Annotated in this window: 14 protein-coding genes, 1 other RNA gene and 1 pseudogene; 6 read left to right on the top strand and 10 right to left on the bottom strand. The window is 71.7% G+C overall.

What is annotated here, in order from left to right:
• Positions 1-333: 333 nt before the first annotated feature.
• Both ABZ484_RS31340 and ABZ484_RS31335 read right to left on the bottom strand, forming a co-directional pair.
• Positions 334-966 carry a response regulator transcription factor gene (locus tag ABZ484_RS31340; RefSeq protein ID WP_358869313.1) on the bottom strand — a complete coding sequence of 211 codons (633 nt, stop codon included), beginning with the start codon at positions 964-966 and terminating at the stop codon, positions 334-336.
• A 31-nt stretch (positions 967-997) separates the two neighbouring features.
• Positions 998-2,401: a sensor histidine kinase gene (locus tag ABZ484_RS31335; protein WP_358869299.1), complete on the bottom strand. Its 1,404-nt coding sequence runs from the start codon at positions 2,399-2,401 to the stop codon at positions 998-1,000.
• A gap of 194 nt (positions 2,402-2,595) precedes the next feature.
• Between ABZ484_RS31335 and ABZ484_RS31330 the strand changes: the two genes are divergently transcribed.
• On the top strand, positions 2,596-3,483 hold the full coding sequence (locus ABZ484_RS31330; RefSeq protein ID WP_358869298.1) for a MaoC/PaaZ C-terminal domain-containing protein: 888 nt from the start codon (positions 2,596-2,598) through the stop codon (positions 3,481-3,483).
• 92 nt (positions 3,484-3,575) lie between these two features.
• Here the strand turns inward: ABZ484_RS31330 and ABZ484_RS31325 are convergent, their stop codons facing one another.
• Positions 3,576-3,734 (bottom strand): hypothetical protein, encoded by a 159-nt coding sequence (locus ABZ484_RS31325; protein ID WP_358869297.1) that lies wholly within the window; start codon positions 3,732-3,734, stop codon positions 3,576-3,578.
• A 787-nt stretch (positions 3,735-4,521) separates the two neighbouring features.
• Positions 4,522-5,568, bottom strand: a pseudogene (locus ABZ484_RS31320) (hypothetical protein); the annotation flags it as partial.
• A 221-nt stretch (positions 5,569-5,789) separates the two neighbouring features.
• On the opposite strand from ABZ484_RS31320, the gene ABZ484_RS31315 reads away from it, so the two are divergent.
• Genes ABZ484_RS31315 through ABZ484_RS31305 form a run of 3 tightly spaced genes read left to right on the top strand, consistent with a single transcriptional unit; the run spans position 5,790 to position 8,731 of the window.
• Complete coding sequence (locus ABZ484_RS31315) at positions 5,790-6,662, top strand: Nif3-like dinuclear metal center hexameric protein (protein WP_358869296.1); 873 nt, start codon at positions 5,790-5,792, stop codon at positions 6,660-6,662.
• Entirely contained in the window at positions 6,659-7,402 is a 744-nt protein-coding gene (locus ABZ484_RS31310; protein ID WP_358869312.1) for a C4-type zinc ribbon domain-containing protein, read from the top strand. The genes ABZ484_RS31315 and ABZ484_RS31310 overlap by 4 nt, the downstream gene beginning before the upstream one ends.
• A 42-nt stretch (positions 7,403-7,444) precedes the next feature.
• Positions 7,445-8,731: a bifunctional RNase H/acid phosphatase gene (locus tag ABZ484_RS31305; protein ID WP_358869311.1), complete on the top strand. Its 1,287-nt coding sequence runs from the start codon at positions 7,445-7,447 to the stop codon at positions 8,729-8,731.
• A gap of 18 nt (positions 8,732-8,749) precedes the next feature.
• Here ABZ484_RS31305 and eda read toward each other — a convergent pair whose 3' ends face one another.
• The 3 genes from eda to ABZ484_RS31290 form a co-directional block, all read right to left on the bottom strand.
• Entirely contained in the window at positions 8,750-9,409 is a 660-nt protein-coding gene (gene eda, locus ABZ484_RS31300) for a bifunctional 4-hydroxy-2-oxoglutarate aldolase/2-dehydro-3-deoxy-phosphogluconate aldolase (protein WP_358869295.1), read from the bottom strand.
• A gap of 76 nt (positions 9,410-9,485) precedes the next feature.
• Positions 9,486-10,295: a peroxide stress protein YaaA gene (gene yaaA / locus ABZ484_RS31295; protein ID WP_358869294.1), complete on the bottom strand. Its 810-nt coding sequence runs from the start codon at positions 10,293-10,295 to the stop codon at positions 9,486-9,488.
• A 12-nt stretch (positions 10,296-10,307) separates the two neighbouring features.
• Positions 10,308-10,841 (bottom strand): hypothetical protein, encoded by a 534-nt coding sequence (locus ABZ484_RS31290; RefSeq protein WP_358869293.1) that lies wholly within the window; start codon positions 10,839-10,841, stop codon positions 10,308-10,310.
• A gap of 163 nt (positions 10,842-11,004) precedes the next feature.
• Between ABZ484_RS31290 and ABZ484_RS31285 the strand changes: the two genes are divergently transcribed.
• Together ABZ484_RS31285 and rnpB are read left to right on the top strand one after the other, a co-directional pair.
• On the top strand, positions 11,005-11,586 hold the full coding sequence (locus ABZ484_RS31285) for a Uma2 family endonuclease (protein WP_358869292.1): 582 nt from the start codon (positions 11,005-11,007) through the stop codon (positions 11,584-11,586).
• A 62-nt stretch (positions 11,587-11,648) separates the two neighbouring features.
• Positions 11,649-12,052: RNase P RNA component class A (rnpB, locus tag ABZ484_RS31280), an RNA gene on the top strand.
• 559 nt (positions 12,053-12,611) lie between these two features.
• On the opposite strand, the gene ABZ484_RS31275 is transcribed toward rnpB, so the two are convergent.
• The 3 genes from ABZ484_RS31275 to ABZ484_RS31265 form a co-directional block, all read right to left on the bottom strand.
• Complete coding sequence (locus ABZ484_RS31275; RefSeq protein ID WP_358869291.1) at positions 12,612-14,495, bottom strand: DUF2075 domain-containing protein; 1,884 nt, start codon at positions 14,493-14,495, stop codon at positions 12,612-12,614.
• Between the two features lie 100 nt (positions 14,496-14,595).
• The gene (locus tag ABZ484_RS31270; protein WP_358869290.1) at positions 14,596-16,611 is read right to left on the bottom strand and encodes a DUF2075 domain-containing protein; all 2,016 of its coding nucleotides are present in this window, start codon (positions 16,609-16,611) and stop codon (positions 14,596-14,598) included.
• A 124-nt stretch (positions 16,612-16,735) separates the two neighbouring features.
• On the bottom strand, positions 16,736-16,867 hold the full coding sequence (locus tag ABZ484_RS31265) for a DUF6408 family protein (RefSeq protein WP_358869289.1): 132 nt from the start codon (positions 16,865-16,867) through the stop codon (positions 16,736-16,738).
• Positions 16,868-16,911 lie beyond the last annotated feature (44 nt).

The raw sequence follows: 16,911 nt of genomic DNA, 5'->3' as shown, positions 1-16,911 counted from the left end.
GGCGGGGGGCACCGCCAGGTGGAGCGGGTGCGGGGTGTCGTGCCGGGCGTTCTACAGCCGGCCGTGTTGGCGGGCCTCGCGTAGGCCTTTCGTGGGCGGGGGGCACCGCCAGGTGGAGCGGGTGCGGGGTGTCGTGCCGGCGGTTCTACAGCCAGGCCTGTTGGTGGGCCTTGCGTACGGCTTTCGTGGGCGGGGGGCACCGCCAGGTGGAGCGGGTGCGGGGTGTCGTGCCGGGCGTTCTACAGCCGGCCGTGTTGGCGGGCCTCGCGTAGGGCTTTCGTGGGCCGGAGGCACCGCCAGGTGCGGCGGGTGCGGGGCGTTCTGCCGGGCGTTCTACAGCCAGCCCTGTTGGCGGGCCTCGCGTACGGCTTCCGTGCGGTTGCGGGTGCCGGTCTTGCCGATCGCGGAGGAGAGGTAGTTGCGGACGGTGGACTCCGACAGGTGGAGCCTGCCCGCGACGTCGGCGACCGTCGCCCCGTCCGCGGACGCCTTGAGGACGTCGCACTCCCGGGCGGTGAGCGGATTCGGCCCGGCGCTCAGGGCGGCCGCCGCGAGGGCCGGGTCCACCACCGTCTCGCCCGTGAGCACGCGGCGGATCGCGGCGGCGAGTTCCTCCACCGGCCCGTCCTTCACCAGGAAGCCCGCGGCGCCCGCCTCCATGGCCCGGCGCAGATAGCCGGGCCGGCCGAAGGTCGTCAGGATGAGCACCCGGCAGTCGGGCGCTTGCACGCGCAGCTCGGCGGCGGCGTCCAGGCCGCTCATCCCGGGCAGTTCGATGTCCAGCAGGGCCACGTCGGGCCGGTGGGCCAGGGCCGCGTCCACGATCGCGTCGCCCGCCGAGACCTGGGCGACGACCTCCATGTCCTCCTCCATGCCGAGCAGCAGGGCGAGCGCGCCCCGCATCATTCCCTGGTCCTCGGCGAGCAGCACGCGGACGGACTTGGCGGGCCGGTGGTCCCGGGGCATCTCGTTCACGGCTCAAGAGTAGGGAAGACGCTCATCCCGCTCCCGGCGCCACAGCCGTGGCCGCACCCGCGGCCGTATCCGCGGCCGAGTCCATGGGTGCCTTCTCGGACGACGAGTCCGTGGGTGCCTTCTCGGGCGACGAGTCCGTGGGTGCCTTCGTCGGTGACAAGGCCGCCGCCGAGAGTTCCTCCGCGTCCCTGGGGAGCTCCGCGGTGACCGTGAAGCCGCGCGGCGACGGGCCCGCCCACAAGGAGCCGCCCGCGGTCGCCAGGCGCTCGGTCAGTCCCTTCAGACCGGTGCCGCCGACGCCCTCCACGGCCGGCTGGGCGGACGTGCCGTCGCCGTTGTCGGCGACCGTGAGCAGGACACGCTCGTCCGTGCCGGCGACGGTGATCTCGCAGCGGCTCGCACCACTGTGCCGTACGGCGTTGGTGACCGCCTCCCGCACCACCCAGCCCAGCAGCGCCTCGGTCTGCGGGGTCAGCGGCGGACCCGAGCGGCGTACGACGGGCTCGATGCCGGCGGCCGTCAGCGCCGAGCGGGCCCGGTCCAGCTCCGTGCGGAGGCTGCCCTCGCGGTAGCCGGTGACCGCCTCGCGGATCTCGGTCAGCGCCTGACGGCCCACCGACTCGATGTCGGTGATCTGCGTCAGGGCCGCACCCATGTCGCGGGACGCCAGACGGCGGGCCGCCTCCGACTTCACCACGATCACCGACAGGGTGTGGCCGAGCAGGTCGTGCAGGTCACGCGAGAAGCGCAGCCGCTCCTCCTCCACCGCCCGGCGGGCCAGTTCCTCACGCGCCGCGCGCAGCTCCCGCACGGCCTCGCTCAGCCCCAGGATCGCCGCCGTCACCATGGTGGACAGGAACGTGGCGTAGGCGATGTTGATCCCGTCCCAGCCGTCGCGGACGGCCGAGACCGACCCGGCGAACACCGACAGCAGCACACCCGTTCTCCCCAGCGAGCGGCCGGTGCCGTGCCGGATCGCGCCCGTGGCCAGGCCCAGCAGCGGGAAGAACAGAAGCCAGCTGCCGCCGTAGCCGAGGGCGAGCCCGGTGGTCACCAGGCCCATCAGCAGCAGCGCGACCCGCGTGGAGACCGCCTCGCGCCGCTCCCTGTCGAAGGCGCGGAAGACGATGTAGATGTACAGGGAGTTGAAGGTGAGCAGGCCGATCCCGCCGATCCACGGATTCGGGGTCTTGCCCTGGAGGACGTTCGACAGCGAGCCCAGCCCCATCAGCAGCCAGGGCAGCAGCGAGAAGCCGGTGGGCGGCGGGCCGGGGGTGTCCGGCACCTTCCCGGTCCGCCGCCACGTCTTCCAGTCCGCCTTGACCCGCTCCTTGTGCTCCTGCCAGTGCCGTCGCGTCTCCCGCGCCTCCCGGACGCCGTCCCGCACCGACGCGAGGTGGCAGGACATCCTGCTCGACCAGTTCATGTCTCTCTTCCCCCGATCGTCCTCCGGCTTCCCCGGATCCTCCTCCGGACCTCCCCCGGAAATTCCTCGCCCATGACGCTACGGGGCCCGGGGCACCCCCGGCAGATGCGTCGGTACGGACTCGGGTAGGACAAATGTCACGGCCGACCCCGGCAGAACACGGCCGACCGCCCCGACGCACCGCCAGGAGTCCCATGCCCATCGACGCCGCCAAGGCGCTCTCCGCCGACCCCCGGACCGACGAGATCTCCTGGACCGCCAAGGACGTCCAGCTCTACCACCTGGGCATCGGCGCGGGCGTCCCCGCCACCGACCCCGGCGAGCTGCGCTACACCCTGGAGTCCCGGCTGCACGTGCTGCCGAGCTTCGCCACGGTCGCCGGCGCGGGCCTGCCCGGCGTGATCCGCGCCCTGTCCGTGCCCGGTGTCGACGTCGACCTCGCCCGCGTCCTGCACGGCGGCCAGAGCCTCGTGGTCCACCGGACCGTCCCCGCACGGGGCACCGCGACCGCCACCGCCCGCATCACCGCGGTGTACGACAAGGGCACGGCGGCCCTCCTCGTCCTGCGCACCGAGGCCGCCGACGCCGAGGGCCCGCTGTGGACGGAGGAGGCCCGGATCTTCGTACGGGGAGAGGGCGGCTGGGGCGGCGACCGCGGGCCCTCCGCCCGGACCCGGGGCGAGGCGCCCACCGGTGAGCCGGACCGCACCGCCGAGCCCGACCGCACCGTCGAGCGAGGGACCCGCGAGGACCAGGCCCTCCTCTACCGGCTCAGCGGTGACGACAACCCGCTGCACGCCGACCCCGCGTTCGCCAGGGCCGCCGGATTCGACCGGCCCGTCCTGCACGGACTGTGCACCTACGGCATGACGCTCAAGGCGGTCGTCGACACGCTGCTCGACGGCGACGTCACCCGCGTACGCTCCTACGCCACCCGTTTCGCCGGGGTGGTGTACCCGGGCGAGACCCTGCGCATCCGCATGTGGCGGCGGCAGGGGAGCGACAGGGTCCGGGTGGCGGTGAGCGCCGTCGAGCGGGGCGATGCGCCGGTGCTGGCCGACACGGTCGTCGAACTCTCCTGAACCGACGCTTCCTGGACGCGGAGCGGCCCCGCCCTTCGCGGGAAGGGCGGGGCCGCTCGTCGTCCTCTGCGCCTTGTGCGCCGTGTGTGCCGTCAGGCCGCCACTTCGGTCTGCTCCTGCGCCGGCTTGCGGTGCCGGCCGCTGGGGGCCGTCTCGCCGTCGTGGGAGGAGACCTGGCCGCGGTGCTTCCCGTGTCCCTCGGACCGGGGAGCCTCGGCGGAGGGCGGCTGGGTCGTGCTGGCGTCGCTCATCGGAACAATTCACCCCGTCAACATCATCTTTCGTACAGCCGGGCGAGTCTAACCGGCACACCTCGGGCGAAATCCAGGCGGCCACGCCAACCGGCACGACTTCGTTACCTGGTCGCCATACGGCCTGTCAGCCGGTGGCCATCCGGCCGGTGAGCGCGGCCTGTTGCAGCGGTACGGGGCGGGCCGCCACCGATACCGGAGGTTCCGCTTCCGGGGTCTGGGTGTGGGGCGCCCGGGGCGTCTCGTCCGTCGAGGAGGGCAGGGGAAGCGAGAGGGGGAGCGGGACCCTCGAGGGAGCCGGGGGCGGTGTCCGCGGGGTGTCGTGCGGTGCCGGCGCGGCCTGCGGACTCGGCGGAGGCGGTGGTGCCGCCCCCGCGGGTGACGCCGGGCCGGCGGCCTGGGGCCCAGGCCCGCGGGCTGCTTCCTGTGGGTGGGTTTCCTGTTGGTGGGCTTCTTCTCGGTGGGCTTCTTCCCGACGTCCGGGCCGGTGGGCTTCCCGGGGCCCGGGCACGCGGGCCGCCGCAGGCGCCGCCGGCTCCCGCACCGCCGCCGGATCCTCTGCCGCCGTCCGGCCGCGTGCCGCCGCCGGTTCCTGTGCCGCTGCCGGCTTCTGCGCCGCCTGCGTCTGCCCGCGTGCCGCCGTCGGTTCCTGTGCCGCCGTCTGCCCGCGTGCCGCCGCCGGTTCCTGTGCCGCCGCCGGCTTCTGCGCCGCCTGCGTCTGCCCGCGTGCCGCCGTCGGTTCCTGCGCTGCCTGTGTCTGCCCGCGTGCCGCCGCCGGGGCCGTCCACCGTGCCACCCCGCACGGCACCGCCGCCGTGGCGTACGGCAGCCGCAGCACGCCGTCCTCCGTCCACAGCCCCGCGCCCGCCAACCACCCCTCGGGCGCGGGCAGATGACGTACCGCGCGCTCGGTGGGCCGCCACACGCCGAGCCAGCTGCCGAACGGGCCCTGGCAGTGCAGCGCCACCGCGCAGTGCTCCGGCGTCAGCACCTGCCCCGGCTGGATGGCGAACGGCCTCATCGCGCAGTCCGAGGAGAGTCGCAGGCACTCCGGGAAGCGCACCGGCAGGGTGCTGCCGAGCACCCCCCAACCGAGCCGTTGCCGCCCGGGCGAGGGCGCGTCCGAGCCGATCAGCAGCAGCCCGCTGTCGGGATCGGCGAGCAGCAGCCGGTCGTCGCTGCCGGGAGTGATCTGGAGCAGCGGCGACACCGTGCCGCCGTCGCCCAGGTCCACCACGACCGTCTTGGTGCGCCCGCCGGCCCGCCGGTCCAGCGCCAGCATCCGTCCCGTGCGGTCCAGCCAGACCCCGCCCGAGCAGTGGCCCGGCACCTCGGCCAGCAGCTCGGGCCCGAAGCCGCCGCCCGCCACCAGCCACACCGCCGAGGAGCGCGATCCGGCGGCGAGCGCGTACGCCCGTTCGCCGCCCGGTGCCGGAGGCAGCAGCCGCATCGCGGTGCCCTCCGGGGACTCGACCGCGCCCAGCAGCAGTTCACCGGTGCCCGGGCCGGTCGGGTAGAGCAGCGAGAAGGTGTGCCGGCCGTCCACCAGCCGCCGGATGAGGACCCGGCCGTCGCCCATCGGCTGCACCTCCGTGCCGGGCTCCTCGGGCTGGTTGCCGGGCAGCGGCACCGCGTAGGGCTCGGGGCCGTCCAGGGTCCAGCGCTCCGGGTACCAGGAGTCCCCGCTGCGGGTGAGCCGGGCGGCGTAGGCGCCGTCCACCGTGATCGCGCAGCCCGCCGGTGCCGCACCGCCGTCCTCGTCGGCCGCCGGCGACGGTGGGGGACCCTCCTGTTCGTGTGCTGCCGAAAGCCCCGGAGAGGTACAGACTGTCATCCTTCGGTCACCTCCTGTGAGGACGCTAGTTTTCGTACGCACAGACGGGGGACCGGCGGGCGGGGGCTTCACCCGGACGGGTGGCCCAGGAACGATTCGCCTGAGAAAAGCGGAACGTTTGTGCTGGGCGTGTGCGACCCGGTTCAAACGGCTCGGTCCGCCTCCGGCCGGTGCGGCGGCATCGGTTCAGCCGCGGCGAACACCCAGGTAGCCTTGCACTCGTGCCCCGTCTGTCTGAAGTCATCGCCGCGCTGGAGACCCTGTGGCCCGCCGAGCGGGCCGAGTCCTGGGACGCGGTCGGCACCGTCGTGGGCGACCCCGGCCAGGAGGTCGGCCGGGTCCTGTTCGCCGTCGACCCGGTCCAGGAGATCGTCGACGAGGCGGTGAAGCTGGGCGCCGACCTGCTCGTCACCCACCACCCGCTCTATCTGCGCGGTACGACGACCGTGGCGGCCTCCACCTTCAAGGGCCGCGTGGTGCACACGCTGATCCGCCACGACATCGCCCTGCACGTGGCCCACACCAACGCCGACACCGCCGACCCGGGCGTGAGCGACGCCCTGGCCGGAGCGCTGGACCTCAGGGTCGTACGGCCCCTCGTGCCGGACGCCGGCGACCCGGAGGGCCGCCGGGGCCTGGGCCGGGTCTGCGAACTGGACCACCCGCTGACCGTCCGCGAGCTCGCCGCGCTCGCCGCCCGGTGCCTGCCCGCCACCGCGCAGGGCATCCGGGTGGCCGGCGACCCCGAGGCCGTCGTCCGTACCGTCGCCGTCAGCGGCGGTTCCGGCGACAGCCTCTTCGACGCCGTACGGGCCGCGGGCGTCGACGCCTTCCTCACCGCGGACCTGCGCCACCACCCGGCCTCCGAGTTCGTCGCGGACCGCGCCGCCCACAGCCCCGTCGCGCTGCTCGACGCGGCGCACTGGGCCACCGAGTGGCCCTGGTGCGAGCTGGCCGCGGCCCAGCTCGACGAGATCTCCGACCGGCACGGATGGGACCTGCGCGTCCACGTCTCCAAGACGGTCACCGACCCCTGGACCGCCCACGCGGCGTCCACCGACACCACCGACGAACCCCTGGGAGCCCCCAACTGAACGCCGCGCCCGCCGACCAGATCCGACTCCTCGACGTCCAGGCCCTCGACGTCCGCCTTCAGCAGCTCGCGCACAAGCGGAAGTCCCTGCCGGAGCACGCCGAGATCGAGTCGCTGACGAAGGACCTCACACAGCTGCGCGACCTGCTCGTGGCCGCGCAGACCGAGGAGAGCGACTGCGCCCGCGAGCAGACCAAGGCCGAGCAGGACGTGGACCAGGTGCGCACCCGCGCCGCCCGCGACCAGCAGCGCCTGGACTCCGGCGCCGTCACCTCGCCCAAGGACCTGTCCAACCTCCAGCACGAGATCGCCTCCCTCGCCAAGCGCCAGGGCGACCTGGAGGACGTCGTCCTGGAGGTCATGGAGCGCCGCGAGTCCGCGCAGGAGCGGGTCGCCGAACTGACCGAGCGCGTCGCCTCCGTCCAGGCGAAGGCCGACGACGCCGCCGCCCGCCGGGACGCGGCCTTCGAGGAGCTCGACGGCGAGGCGGCGTCCGTCAGCAAGGAACGCGAGGTCGTCGCCGGCTCCGTCCCCGCCGACCTGCTCAAGCTGTACGACAAGCTGCGCGGGCAGCAGGGCGGCATCGGCGCGGCCAAGCTGTACCAGCGCACCTGCCAGGGCTGCCGCCAGGAGCTCGCCATCACCGAGCTGAACGAGATCCGCTCCGCCGCCCCCGACACGGTCGTGCGGTGCGAGAACTGCCGCCGCATCCTGGTGCGCACCGCCGAGTCCGGCCTGTAAGGGGCGGTCGGCGTGCGGGAGTCCGGTGTGCGGGAGTCGGGTGTGCGGGAGTTCGTCGTCGAGGCCGACGGCGGGTCGCGGGGCAACCCGGGGCCCGCGGGCTACGGGGCGGTCGTGCGTGACGCGGCCACCGGTCAGGTCCTGTCGGAGGCCGCCGAGTACCTCGGTGTCGTCACCAACAACGTGGCCGAGTACCGGGGCCTGCTCGCCGGTCTGCGCGCCGCGCGGGCGCTGGACCCGGCGGCGACCGTGCACGTCCGCATGGACTCCAAGCTCGTCGTCGAGCAGATGACGGGCCGCTGGAAGATCAAGCACCCGGACCTGAAGCCGCTGGCCGCGCAGGCCGCCCGCGTCCTCCCGCCCGAGCGGGTGACGTACGAGTGGATCCCGCGCGAGCGGAACAAGCACGCCGACCGGCTCGCCAACGAGGCCATGGACGCGGGCGCGCGCGGCGAGCAGTGGACGGCGTCGGCGTCCACGGCGGAACTGGAGGCGCCTGCCGGCGGTTCCACGGCGGAGCCGGGGCCGCCCGCCGCCGGCACCGCTGCCCGCACCACCGCCGGCCCCGACGCTCTGACCGCCGCCCGCGAGGCCGCCGACGTACGGGCCGCGCGCGCCGAGGCCGACGAACAGGCCGCGCGCTCAGCGGCCGACGTTCGGGCCGCGCGCACCGTCGCCGCCCCCGGCTGGGCGCCCGCCGACCTCGGCGCACCCGCCACCTTCGTCCTACTGCGCCACGGCGAGACGCCGCTGACCCCGCAGAAGCGGTTCTCCGGCAGCGGCGGCACCGACCCCTCCCTGTCCGCCGTCGGCCGGGAGCAGGCCGAGAAGGCCGCCGTGGCGCTCGCCCGGCGCGGCACGATCCAGGCCGTCGTCTCCTCCCCGCTGGCCCGGACCCGCGAGACCGCCACCATCGTGGCCGCACGCCTCGGCCTGGACGTGACGGTCGACGACGGCCTGCGCGAGACCGACTTCGGCGCCTGGGAAGGGCTCACCTTCGCCGAGGTGCGCGAGCGCCACCCGGACGACCTCGACGCCTGGCTGGCCTCCGCGGACGCCGAACCCACCGGCGGTGGCGAGAGCTTCGCGGCGACCGCCACCAGGATCGCCGCCACCCGGGACAAGCTGGTCGTGGCCCACGCCGGCCGCACCGTCCTGCTCGTCACGCACGTCACGCCGATCAAGACGTTCGTCCGCCTCGCGCTCGGCGCCCCGCCGGAGTCCCTGTTCCGCATGGAGCTGTCGGCGGCCTCGCTGTCGGCGGTGGCGTACTACGCGGACGGCAACGCCAGCGTGCGCCTCCTCAACGACACGTCCCACCTGCGCTGACGACACGGCCCAGCTGCGCTAACGGCACGTCCCCTCTGCGCTGAGCGCGGCGGCCTCACGCGCCAGCCCCTCGATCCGGGCCCAGTCCCGCGCGGCCACCGCGTCCGCCGGGACCATCCAACTGCCGCCGACACAACCGACGTTGGGCAGCGCCAGATAGTCGGGGGCGGTGTCCGGGCCGATCCCGCCCGTCGGGCAGAACCGGGCCTGGGGAAGCGGCCCGGCCAGGGACTTCAGATACCCCGTGCCGCCGGCCGCCTGCGCCGGGAAGAACTTCATCTCCCGCACCCCGCGCTCCAGCAGTGCCACGACCTCCGAGGCGGTCGACACCCCCGGCAGGTACGGCACCCCGGAGCCGGCCATCGCCTCCAGCAGCACCTCCGTCCACCCCGGGCTGACCAGGAACCGTGCCCCGGCGGCCACGGACTCGGCCACCTGTCCCGGCGTGATCACGGTGCCGGCGCCGACGACCGCGCCGGGCACCTCCCCGGCGATCGCCCGGATCGCCGCCGGCGCGGCGGGCGTCCGCAGCGTCACCTCGATCGCGGGCAGCCCGCCGGCCACCAGTGCGCGCGCGAGCGGCACGGCGTCGGAGACGTCCTGGAGGACGACGACGGGCACGACGGGGGCGAGATCCAGCACGGAGGCGGGCCGGGCGGCAGAAGAAGCAGAGGGCATGCCCTCATCCTGCCGACGCGATGCAGTCTGCGCAAAGCTCATTGCATATGATGCAACGCCCTCTGTTGTGGTCCTCTCAGTGAACCTCAGTCACGATCACATCCAGCGCCCAAGCCTTCCCCGCCCTCGCGGGCGGCTCCGCCTCCACCACGAACCCGAGGTCACGCAGCGCCTCCACCAGTTCGGCGGGGTTCTTCGGGGCGGCCCCGTCGGTCAGCAGGCGGCGGACGATCCGCCCCTTGGTCGCCTTGTTGAAGTGGCTGACCACGGACCGCTTCTCGACGCCGTCCACGACCTGGGAGTGCAGCACGCGCACGGTCGCCGTCCGCGCGGCGACCTCGCCCTTCGGCTTCCAGGCGGCGGCGTAGGCGGCGGACCGCAGATCCAGTACGAGCCCGTCCCCGGCGGTCTCCGGCAGCACCGAGGCCATCGGTGTGCGCCAGTACGCGCCCAGCGCGCCGAGCCCCGGCAGCTTCACGCCCATCGAGCACCGATACGGAGGAATCCGGTCGGTCACCCGCACCGCGCCCCACAACCCCGAGAAGACCAGCAGGGAGCGCGCGGCGCGCCGCTTGGCGGCGGTGTCGAGCGAGGCCAGCCCGAGGGCGTCGTAGAGCACCCCGGTGTAGATCTCTCCGGCGGGCCGGGTGCCCGCCGTGCGCAGAGCGGCGTTCTTGGCGACCTCGCCGCGCAGCCCCTCGCTCAGCCCGAGCACCTCGCGCGCCTTGAGGTTCTGGTCGGGGTCCCCCGAGCACAGCTCGACCAGCTCGCCGAGCACCGCCTCCCGGGCGGCGGTCAGCCCCGGCAGCGACAGCGACTCCGTCCTCAGCGGGGCGCCGCGGCCTGCGGAGGCCTTGCCTTCGGACGGGGGCAGCAGCACAAGCACGGGGTTTCTCCTTCAGCTGTCCATAGCGCTCCGCGCCAGCGTACTGAGGGTGCGCGCGAGCCGTTCGGCGTCCTCCGCGTGAAAGCGGACCACCCGCACGGCCCGGCGCCGGCCGAGGAGGGTGACATGGGTGACGGGGGTGGAGAGTTCGAGGGTGAGCGACGTGCGGGAGCCGACGGGGAGATCCAGCTCGCCGTCGGTGCGCCGGCGCGCGGTCCGCTCCTCGCGGCGTACGGACGCGATCACCTCCAGTGGAACGCGCAGATCCACGTGGGCGGCCGACCGTATGCGCAGGGTGCCCGCGGTCAGCAGGTGCGGCCGGAGCACGCAGGCCGCGTGCAGACCGACGACGAGGACGATCGTGCACACCCCGAGGAACGGCAGCACCGCGTGCGCGGCCGGCCAGTCCCGCAGCAGGACGGACATGGTCAGCGTCTCGATCCCGCACACCAACGCCAGCCCGGCCGTGACCGGCCCCCGCGCACGGGCGTACCCGAAGGCCTGTGCCCGCCCGCACCCGACGGCGGCGCGTTCCGTGATCCCCATGCGAGCAGTACAGACGTTGACGTAGCGGGAGGGTCAAGGCGGCGGCTCGGCGACTGACGGGCGCGGTGCTCCTGTGCCACGATCGAGGGAACGGTTCCCGATCTCATGGACAGGTGATCTTGGGATGTCCGAGTCTGGCGAGCGACCGAAGGAGGGGCGTGACATGACTGCCATGGCCCACGAGCCGCTCACACAGGCAGCCGAGGTCCTGCTGGAGGGCTTCCTCGCGCTGGACACCCCGGAAGGCTTCCGGGCGGAGCTGATCGAGGGGGAGATCGTCGTGACGCCGCCGCCGGACGGGGACCACGAGGACTACATCGGCCTGATCGTGAGCCAAGTGATCAGGCGGTCCCGTACCGACATGCAGTTCTCCGGGAACAAGGGCCTGAAACTGAAGAGCCTCGGTGACTGCCCGAAGGACCACGCGATCCCGGACGGCACCTTCGCCCCCGCCGCACTGCGCCTCTACCGCGGCGCCGACTCCTGGATGCCCTGCGACGGTGTCGCCATGGTCCTGGAGGTGACCTCCACCAAACCCAAGGCCGACCGAGAGACCAAGCGCCGCTGCTACGCCCGCGGGGGCATCCCGCTCTACCTGCTCGTCGACCGGGAGGCCTCCTCGGTCACCCTGTTCAGCCAGCCGGAGAACGACGACTACCGGGGGGTGTGCACCCTCCCCTTCGGCAAGTCGCTGACCCTCCCGGAGCCGTTCGCCTTCGACCTGGAGACCAGCGACTTCCTCTGACCCTGCTGTGCCCGGATGGACGGGGGCCTCGCCGCGCCCGGTAGCATGGTCGGCACGGCAGACGAGCCGGGCGGACGGCCGCGTGGAGTTCCCGCGAGGGGGCTTCCCGAGGAACGTCCGGGCTCCACAGGGCAGGGTGGTGGCTAACGGCCACCCGGGGTGACCCGCGGGACAGTGCCACAGAAAGCAGACCGCCGGGGACCTCGGTCCTCGGTAAGGGTGAAACGGTGGTGTAAGAGACCACCAGTGCCCAGGGTGACCTGGGCAGCTAGGTAAACCCCACCCGGAGCAAGGTCAAGAGGGAACCCTCCGGGGTTCCTGCGCGGACGTTCGAGGGCTGCCCGCCCGAGTCCGCGGGTAGACCGCACGAGGCCGGCGGCAACGCCGGTCCTAGATGGATGGCCGTCGCCGGAGGGCCCGCGAGGACCCCCCGGAACAGAACCCGGCGTACAGCCCGACTCGTCTGCCATTGTGACCCTGGACTGGGGTTTTTCCCTGGTCAGGGTCCTTTTCGGAGCGAGGCACTTCCCGCTTCTACCTGGGAGTTCCCGCGAGTTCCGGGGAAAGTGCGTACGCGTTGTGCACTGGGGCGGCCCCTCGGTAGTGGGCGTGATGGCTGAGGGCATCGGGACTGAACAGAGGCCACCGGGAGGCCGCTCGGATCTCGACGCGCAGGCCCGGCCGTTGTGTGCTCTAGTAGTGGCCGGGGCCCCGGCGACGCGCGTGAAGGCCCGACCTGCCGTCCGGCGCGATCGTGGGCCGCTCCGGCGTTGAGAAGGCCTACGAGACCCGGTGCGGCGCGGCGTGGACGGCAAGCAGCGCATGCACGGGACCCGGACGGCGTGCCAGCCGACACGGGCCGCGTAAGCCCCCCGGTGGTCGGCGTTACCACCCTGCTTCCGCTGTGGGAGGAGGCTGGCAATACATCGGATAGGCACGGTGAAGGCAGGGCGTAGTCACCGCGAGCGAATCGAACCGCACTCGATGACGCGGACTGTGGGAACCCGTGGCCCGCAGATGCCTTTTCACGCGGGGGCAGGCACAGGTGTCGAAGGAGCCACGAGTTCCCGCAGCTTCGTACGGGTCTCGGCGTCGGTCGAGTAGATAACGGTTCCGATCATGCCACGGGTCAACAGAACCTTGTAGGTGTTCAGGATCAAACGGTCCACATCGGCATCGGGCGTCGATTTCTTGAACACGGGATCCTTGGACGCCGTGCGGTCGACGATCCAGCGGTCGTCTCGCCACACGAGGTCTGGGCCGATGATGACTCCGTTCCAGTCGTACTCGAAGCCCTGGGCAGTGTAGACGCAGCCGACCTGGCCGAATCCGGCCGGATCCGTGGCCCAAAGGGCTGCCGGCGGAGCACCGTGCACGGCACGCTCGCCGAAGACGTTCCATGGCCGGGCCCATTCGCCGATCACGACGTCGGTGGGCAGGGACTGGCCGGGCGGGACCTTCTTGGTCCAGGGCCAGCAGTATCCGGCGGTCATCCGCGCGCCGTAGCCCTGCTCGCGCTTGGCCATAAGGAAGGCTTCCAACTCCTGCGGGCTGTCGACCACTTCGAGGGCGACCTTGCCGTCGTCCTCCCACACCACCGGGCCAGTGCCCTCCAGCCCGAGCAGCCGTACCACCCACCGGAGGTACGCGTCGCTGCCTCCGCACCGGAACTGGCTGTCCAGCTCCACGATCCGGCAGCGCAGTCCGCGTGCAGCCGCAGCGGCCCTGATCTGCTCGACGGTGCCCATTTCCCCCGGCCGTACCACCTGGTGTTGGTCGAGGAGAAACACGGGCACGCGTGCGACGTCTATGAGTTCGTCGATCTGTCGCTTGCCAGTGCGCTGCGAGGCGGGGGTGTACCGGTTCGCGGAGGTCTCCCGGATGCGGTGGGCCTCGTCGCAGATCAGCACGGAGAGGCTGTTCTTTGGTGCCGTCATGAAGCTGTTGAAGTACTTGAAAAGCTCCTGAACCTCCCGTTTGCGGCTGCCCGCTACCTTTCGCAGGGTTTTGGTGAACGACTGTGAGCCAGTAGCGTGCAATGCCGGTGTGCCCCGGCGGTAGAGCTCTCCCAGGAGGGAGAGCGCGATCACGCTCTTGCCTGTGCCGGGCCCGCCCGCCACCACGAGGACTTCCTTGTGATCCGACTCGTCCGCCGTACGTACGGCCGCGAGCACCAGTTCGTACGCCACCTTCTGTTCGTCCAGCAGCACGAACTGCTCCCGTTCACGCACCTCCTGAGCCGCCACCGTCATCAGCTGAAGTGAGGGACGGGCCTTCCCGGCCAACAGGGCGTCGGCCTCTGCGGCGCCCGGCCGTGGTGCGAGTTTCGAGCGCAAGTAGTCGAGGAACTCGCCGCGCCTCTCGGCAGTGAACATCCGTCCGCGCTCGCTCTGCTGCGCTTCGTACAGCCCGCTGACCCCGAATTCCGTGGCGTTGTGGAGATAGGCCACACCGCAGATCCGGTCCCCGTGGTCGGCAAGCGCTCCATTGAAGCTCACCAGATAGTCGCAGTACCCCCGGACCTGCTCGATGGGGTTGAGAACGGGCTGGGTGTAGGCGTCGACCCGGCACAGCAGCGGGTCGTCCTCGTCTGGGTACGCCTGGCTCCACTGCTTCAATTCGACAACAACGTAGGAAGGTTCTCCGGTTCGCGGATGCGCGCCGGCCAGCACAGCGTCAGCTCGTTTGCTGGTGAGCGGGAGCGAGTACTCGACCAGCACTTCCACCTGGCCGAGACCGGCATCGACCAGGGCCCGCCCAAGCGCGGGTAGCGAGCGCTCCCACGAGCGAGCCTCGGACGGGCTGGGTTTGTAACCGTGGATGTGCACGAACTGCTCGGCGAGGTGCAGGAACAACGAACCGTCAAGGGTCCGCGCGGTGATCGCTTCTGCGGACTCGCGGAACAGCAAGGAACGCCCCCAGGCAGCACGAAGTGACTCGTGCGGGTGGGGGCATGTCCTTCGAGACTCCACCGAAGCGGAGCGGAAGCCCGTCGGGCCGCAATGACGATTAGTCGAACTCTATCGCGAGCTGCTGCGCGACGGCCTGCTCCGCCTTGGTGACCTGCGGCGGAAGCTTCTTCTTCGCGGGCTTGGCCAACGGGGAGTCTGCGACCGTCCCGGAGATCAGTTCCCGGAGAGCGTGGCGTGTGTCCGTGTCCTCCGCGTAGATGACAATGCCTTTGCGGGCACGGGTGAGCAGCACGTGGTAGGCGTGTCGCACCAGGCGGTCCACTTGCTCGTCGCTCACCTTTGCCTGCTTGAGCTTGCCGTCGTGGGTCTTCGTCCGGTCCACCCTGAACCGTCCGTCCTGCCAGACAAGGTCCTGGCCGATGATGACGCCGCTCCAGTCGAACTCGAAGTTCTGCGCCGTGAAGATGCAGCCGATCTGCCCGAAGCCGCGTGGATCGGTGGCCCACTGACTTGTCTCGGGTACGTCCTCGAGCAACACCCCGTCCTTGGCGTTCCATGGGCGATGCCAGTCACCGATGCGCACCTCGAGGAGAAGTTCGCCGTTGTTGGGTTTCTTCCATTCCCAGCAGAACCCGGCGGTCATCCGCGCCTGTGCATTGTCCTTGCGGGTGCGTTCCTCGAGAAAGGTCTCCATCTCCTCGGGGCTCTCCGCCAGACGAACGTCGAAACGACCGTCGGGTACCCATGGGGGTGCGGTTGTCGGGTTGAGACTCAGCAGCTTCGTCACCCAGTCGCGGAACGCGGAGCTGCCCTCGGCCCGGAACATGCCGGGCAGTTCGAAGACTTCGTAGTCGCACCCCAGCGCCTCGGCCCGTTCGACGAGATAGGCCACCGAGCCGACTTCGTCCGGCCGCAGAGACTGCCAGTCGTCGAGCAGAAACACCGGCACCTCGGCGGCCAGGATCAGCTCGTCCGCCTGGGGAAGCCCACGCTCCTTGACCCACTTCGGAACGTCGCGGCCGTCGGACCTGATGCGTACGCGATGGGCTTCGTCGGCGATGAGGACGTCGAGGGAGTTCTCCGGCAGCTTGCCGAACTGTTGGAAGAAGCGGTAGTCCCTGCCCGCCTGCTTCTTGACGGCGCCCTTCGTACCCCGCGGCGCCGCATCCACGGCGGCTTGGCGCAGGTTCCGGGTGAAGGAACGGGAACCGCTCGCGTGTACGACCTCGTGCCCTTCCTGCCGAAAGGTCCGCAGCAACTCGACAGCGACGGCCGTCTTGCCGCTGCCAGGGCCGCCCTGGATGATGACGACTTTCTTGCGGCCGCTCTTGGCTCCGCCGGCGCGGACCTTCTCGTACACCTCCTGGAAGGCCATCTCCTGTTCTTTCTGAAGGGCGAAGACCGGATGCGGGCTGCCCACCCGGCTGAATGCCTCGCTCGACGACGGCGCCTCGTACTGCGTCGCCCGGCACAAGACGTCCGCAGCCCTTGCGCCGGAGACGCCCTGATCCAGACGCGAGGCGAGAAACGCCTCGAAGTCGCCAAGCTGGTCTCTGGTGTACAGGCGGCCGTGGGCGCTTCGGGGCAGGTCGAAGAGAGCGGCGACCTCATGCCTGGCGTTGTGCAGCAGCGCGACTCCGGCGATGCGGTCGGGGTGACAGTGCAGAGGTGCGAGGTGCTGGATGAGGTACTCGCAGTAGCGCTGAACCTGGCGTACCGGATGCAGTTTCGGCATGCCGTACCCGGCGTCCACTGCGATGGGATTGGTGGGAGACACCACCGCCTTGCGCCATTGCTTGAGTTCGACGACGACATAGGACAGGTCCTGGGTCGTCGGGTGCTGCCCTGCGAGGATCACGTCGGCTTCGCCGGCCATGCCGGGGGTCGCGTACTCGATGAGGACCTCGACGCCGTCGAGGTTCCGGGCGAGAAGCGCCTCGATGACATCGGGGAGGCTGTGGTCCCAGGACGCGACCAGTCCCTTCCCCGGTTGCTTCTTGTTGGGGTGGGTCTGAACGTACTCGTCGATCAGCCGTTGGGTGAGCGGCAGGTGCTCGGCGCCGACAGGAACGATGAGCGGGCGCAGCTCGGCGGCCGATTTCCGGAGCAGCAACGGTACTTCCCCCACAGGCACGACAGAACTCGTGCGGGTGGGGGCCTGTCCTGAGGAGGAAGCCCGTCGGGCCGCAATGACAGCTTGCGAAGGGGCGGACCCGGAGGCCCGCCCCGCTCCCCGGTCAGCCGAGGAGGTGCACCGCCGCCTGGACGAGGGCCCGTACCAGGTCCGAGCCGAGGCTCGCGGCGACACCGACGAGGATGTCGCGGACCAAGGTGCGGGGCCGTTCAGGCTTGTACTCGACGGGGCTCATCCGAGAGCGTCTCCTTATGTGCGGTCGGATGGCAGGGACGGCTC

Source organism: Streptomyces sp. NPDC006393 (genome assembly GCF_040628575.1).
In the GTDB taxonomy this organism is placed as follows: domain Bacteria; phylum Actinomycetota; class Actinomycetes; order Streptomycetales; family Streptomycetaceae; genus Streptomyces.
Note: the sequence above shows the minus strand (reverse complement) of the source record. Positions and strands in the feature narration are given on the sequence as shown.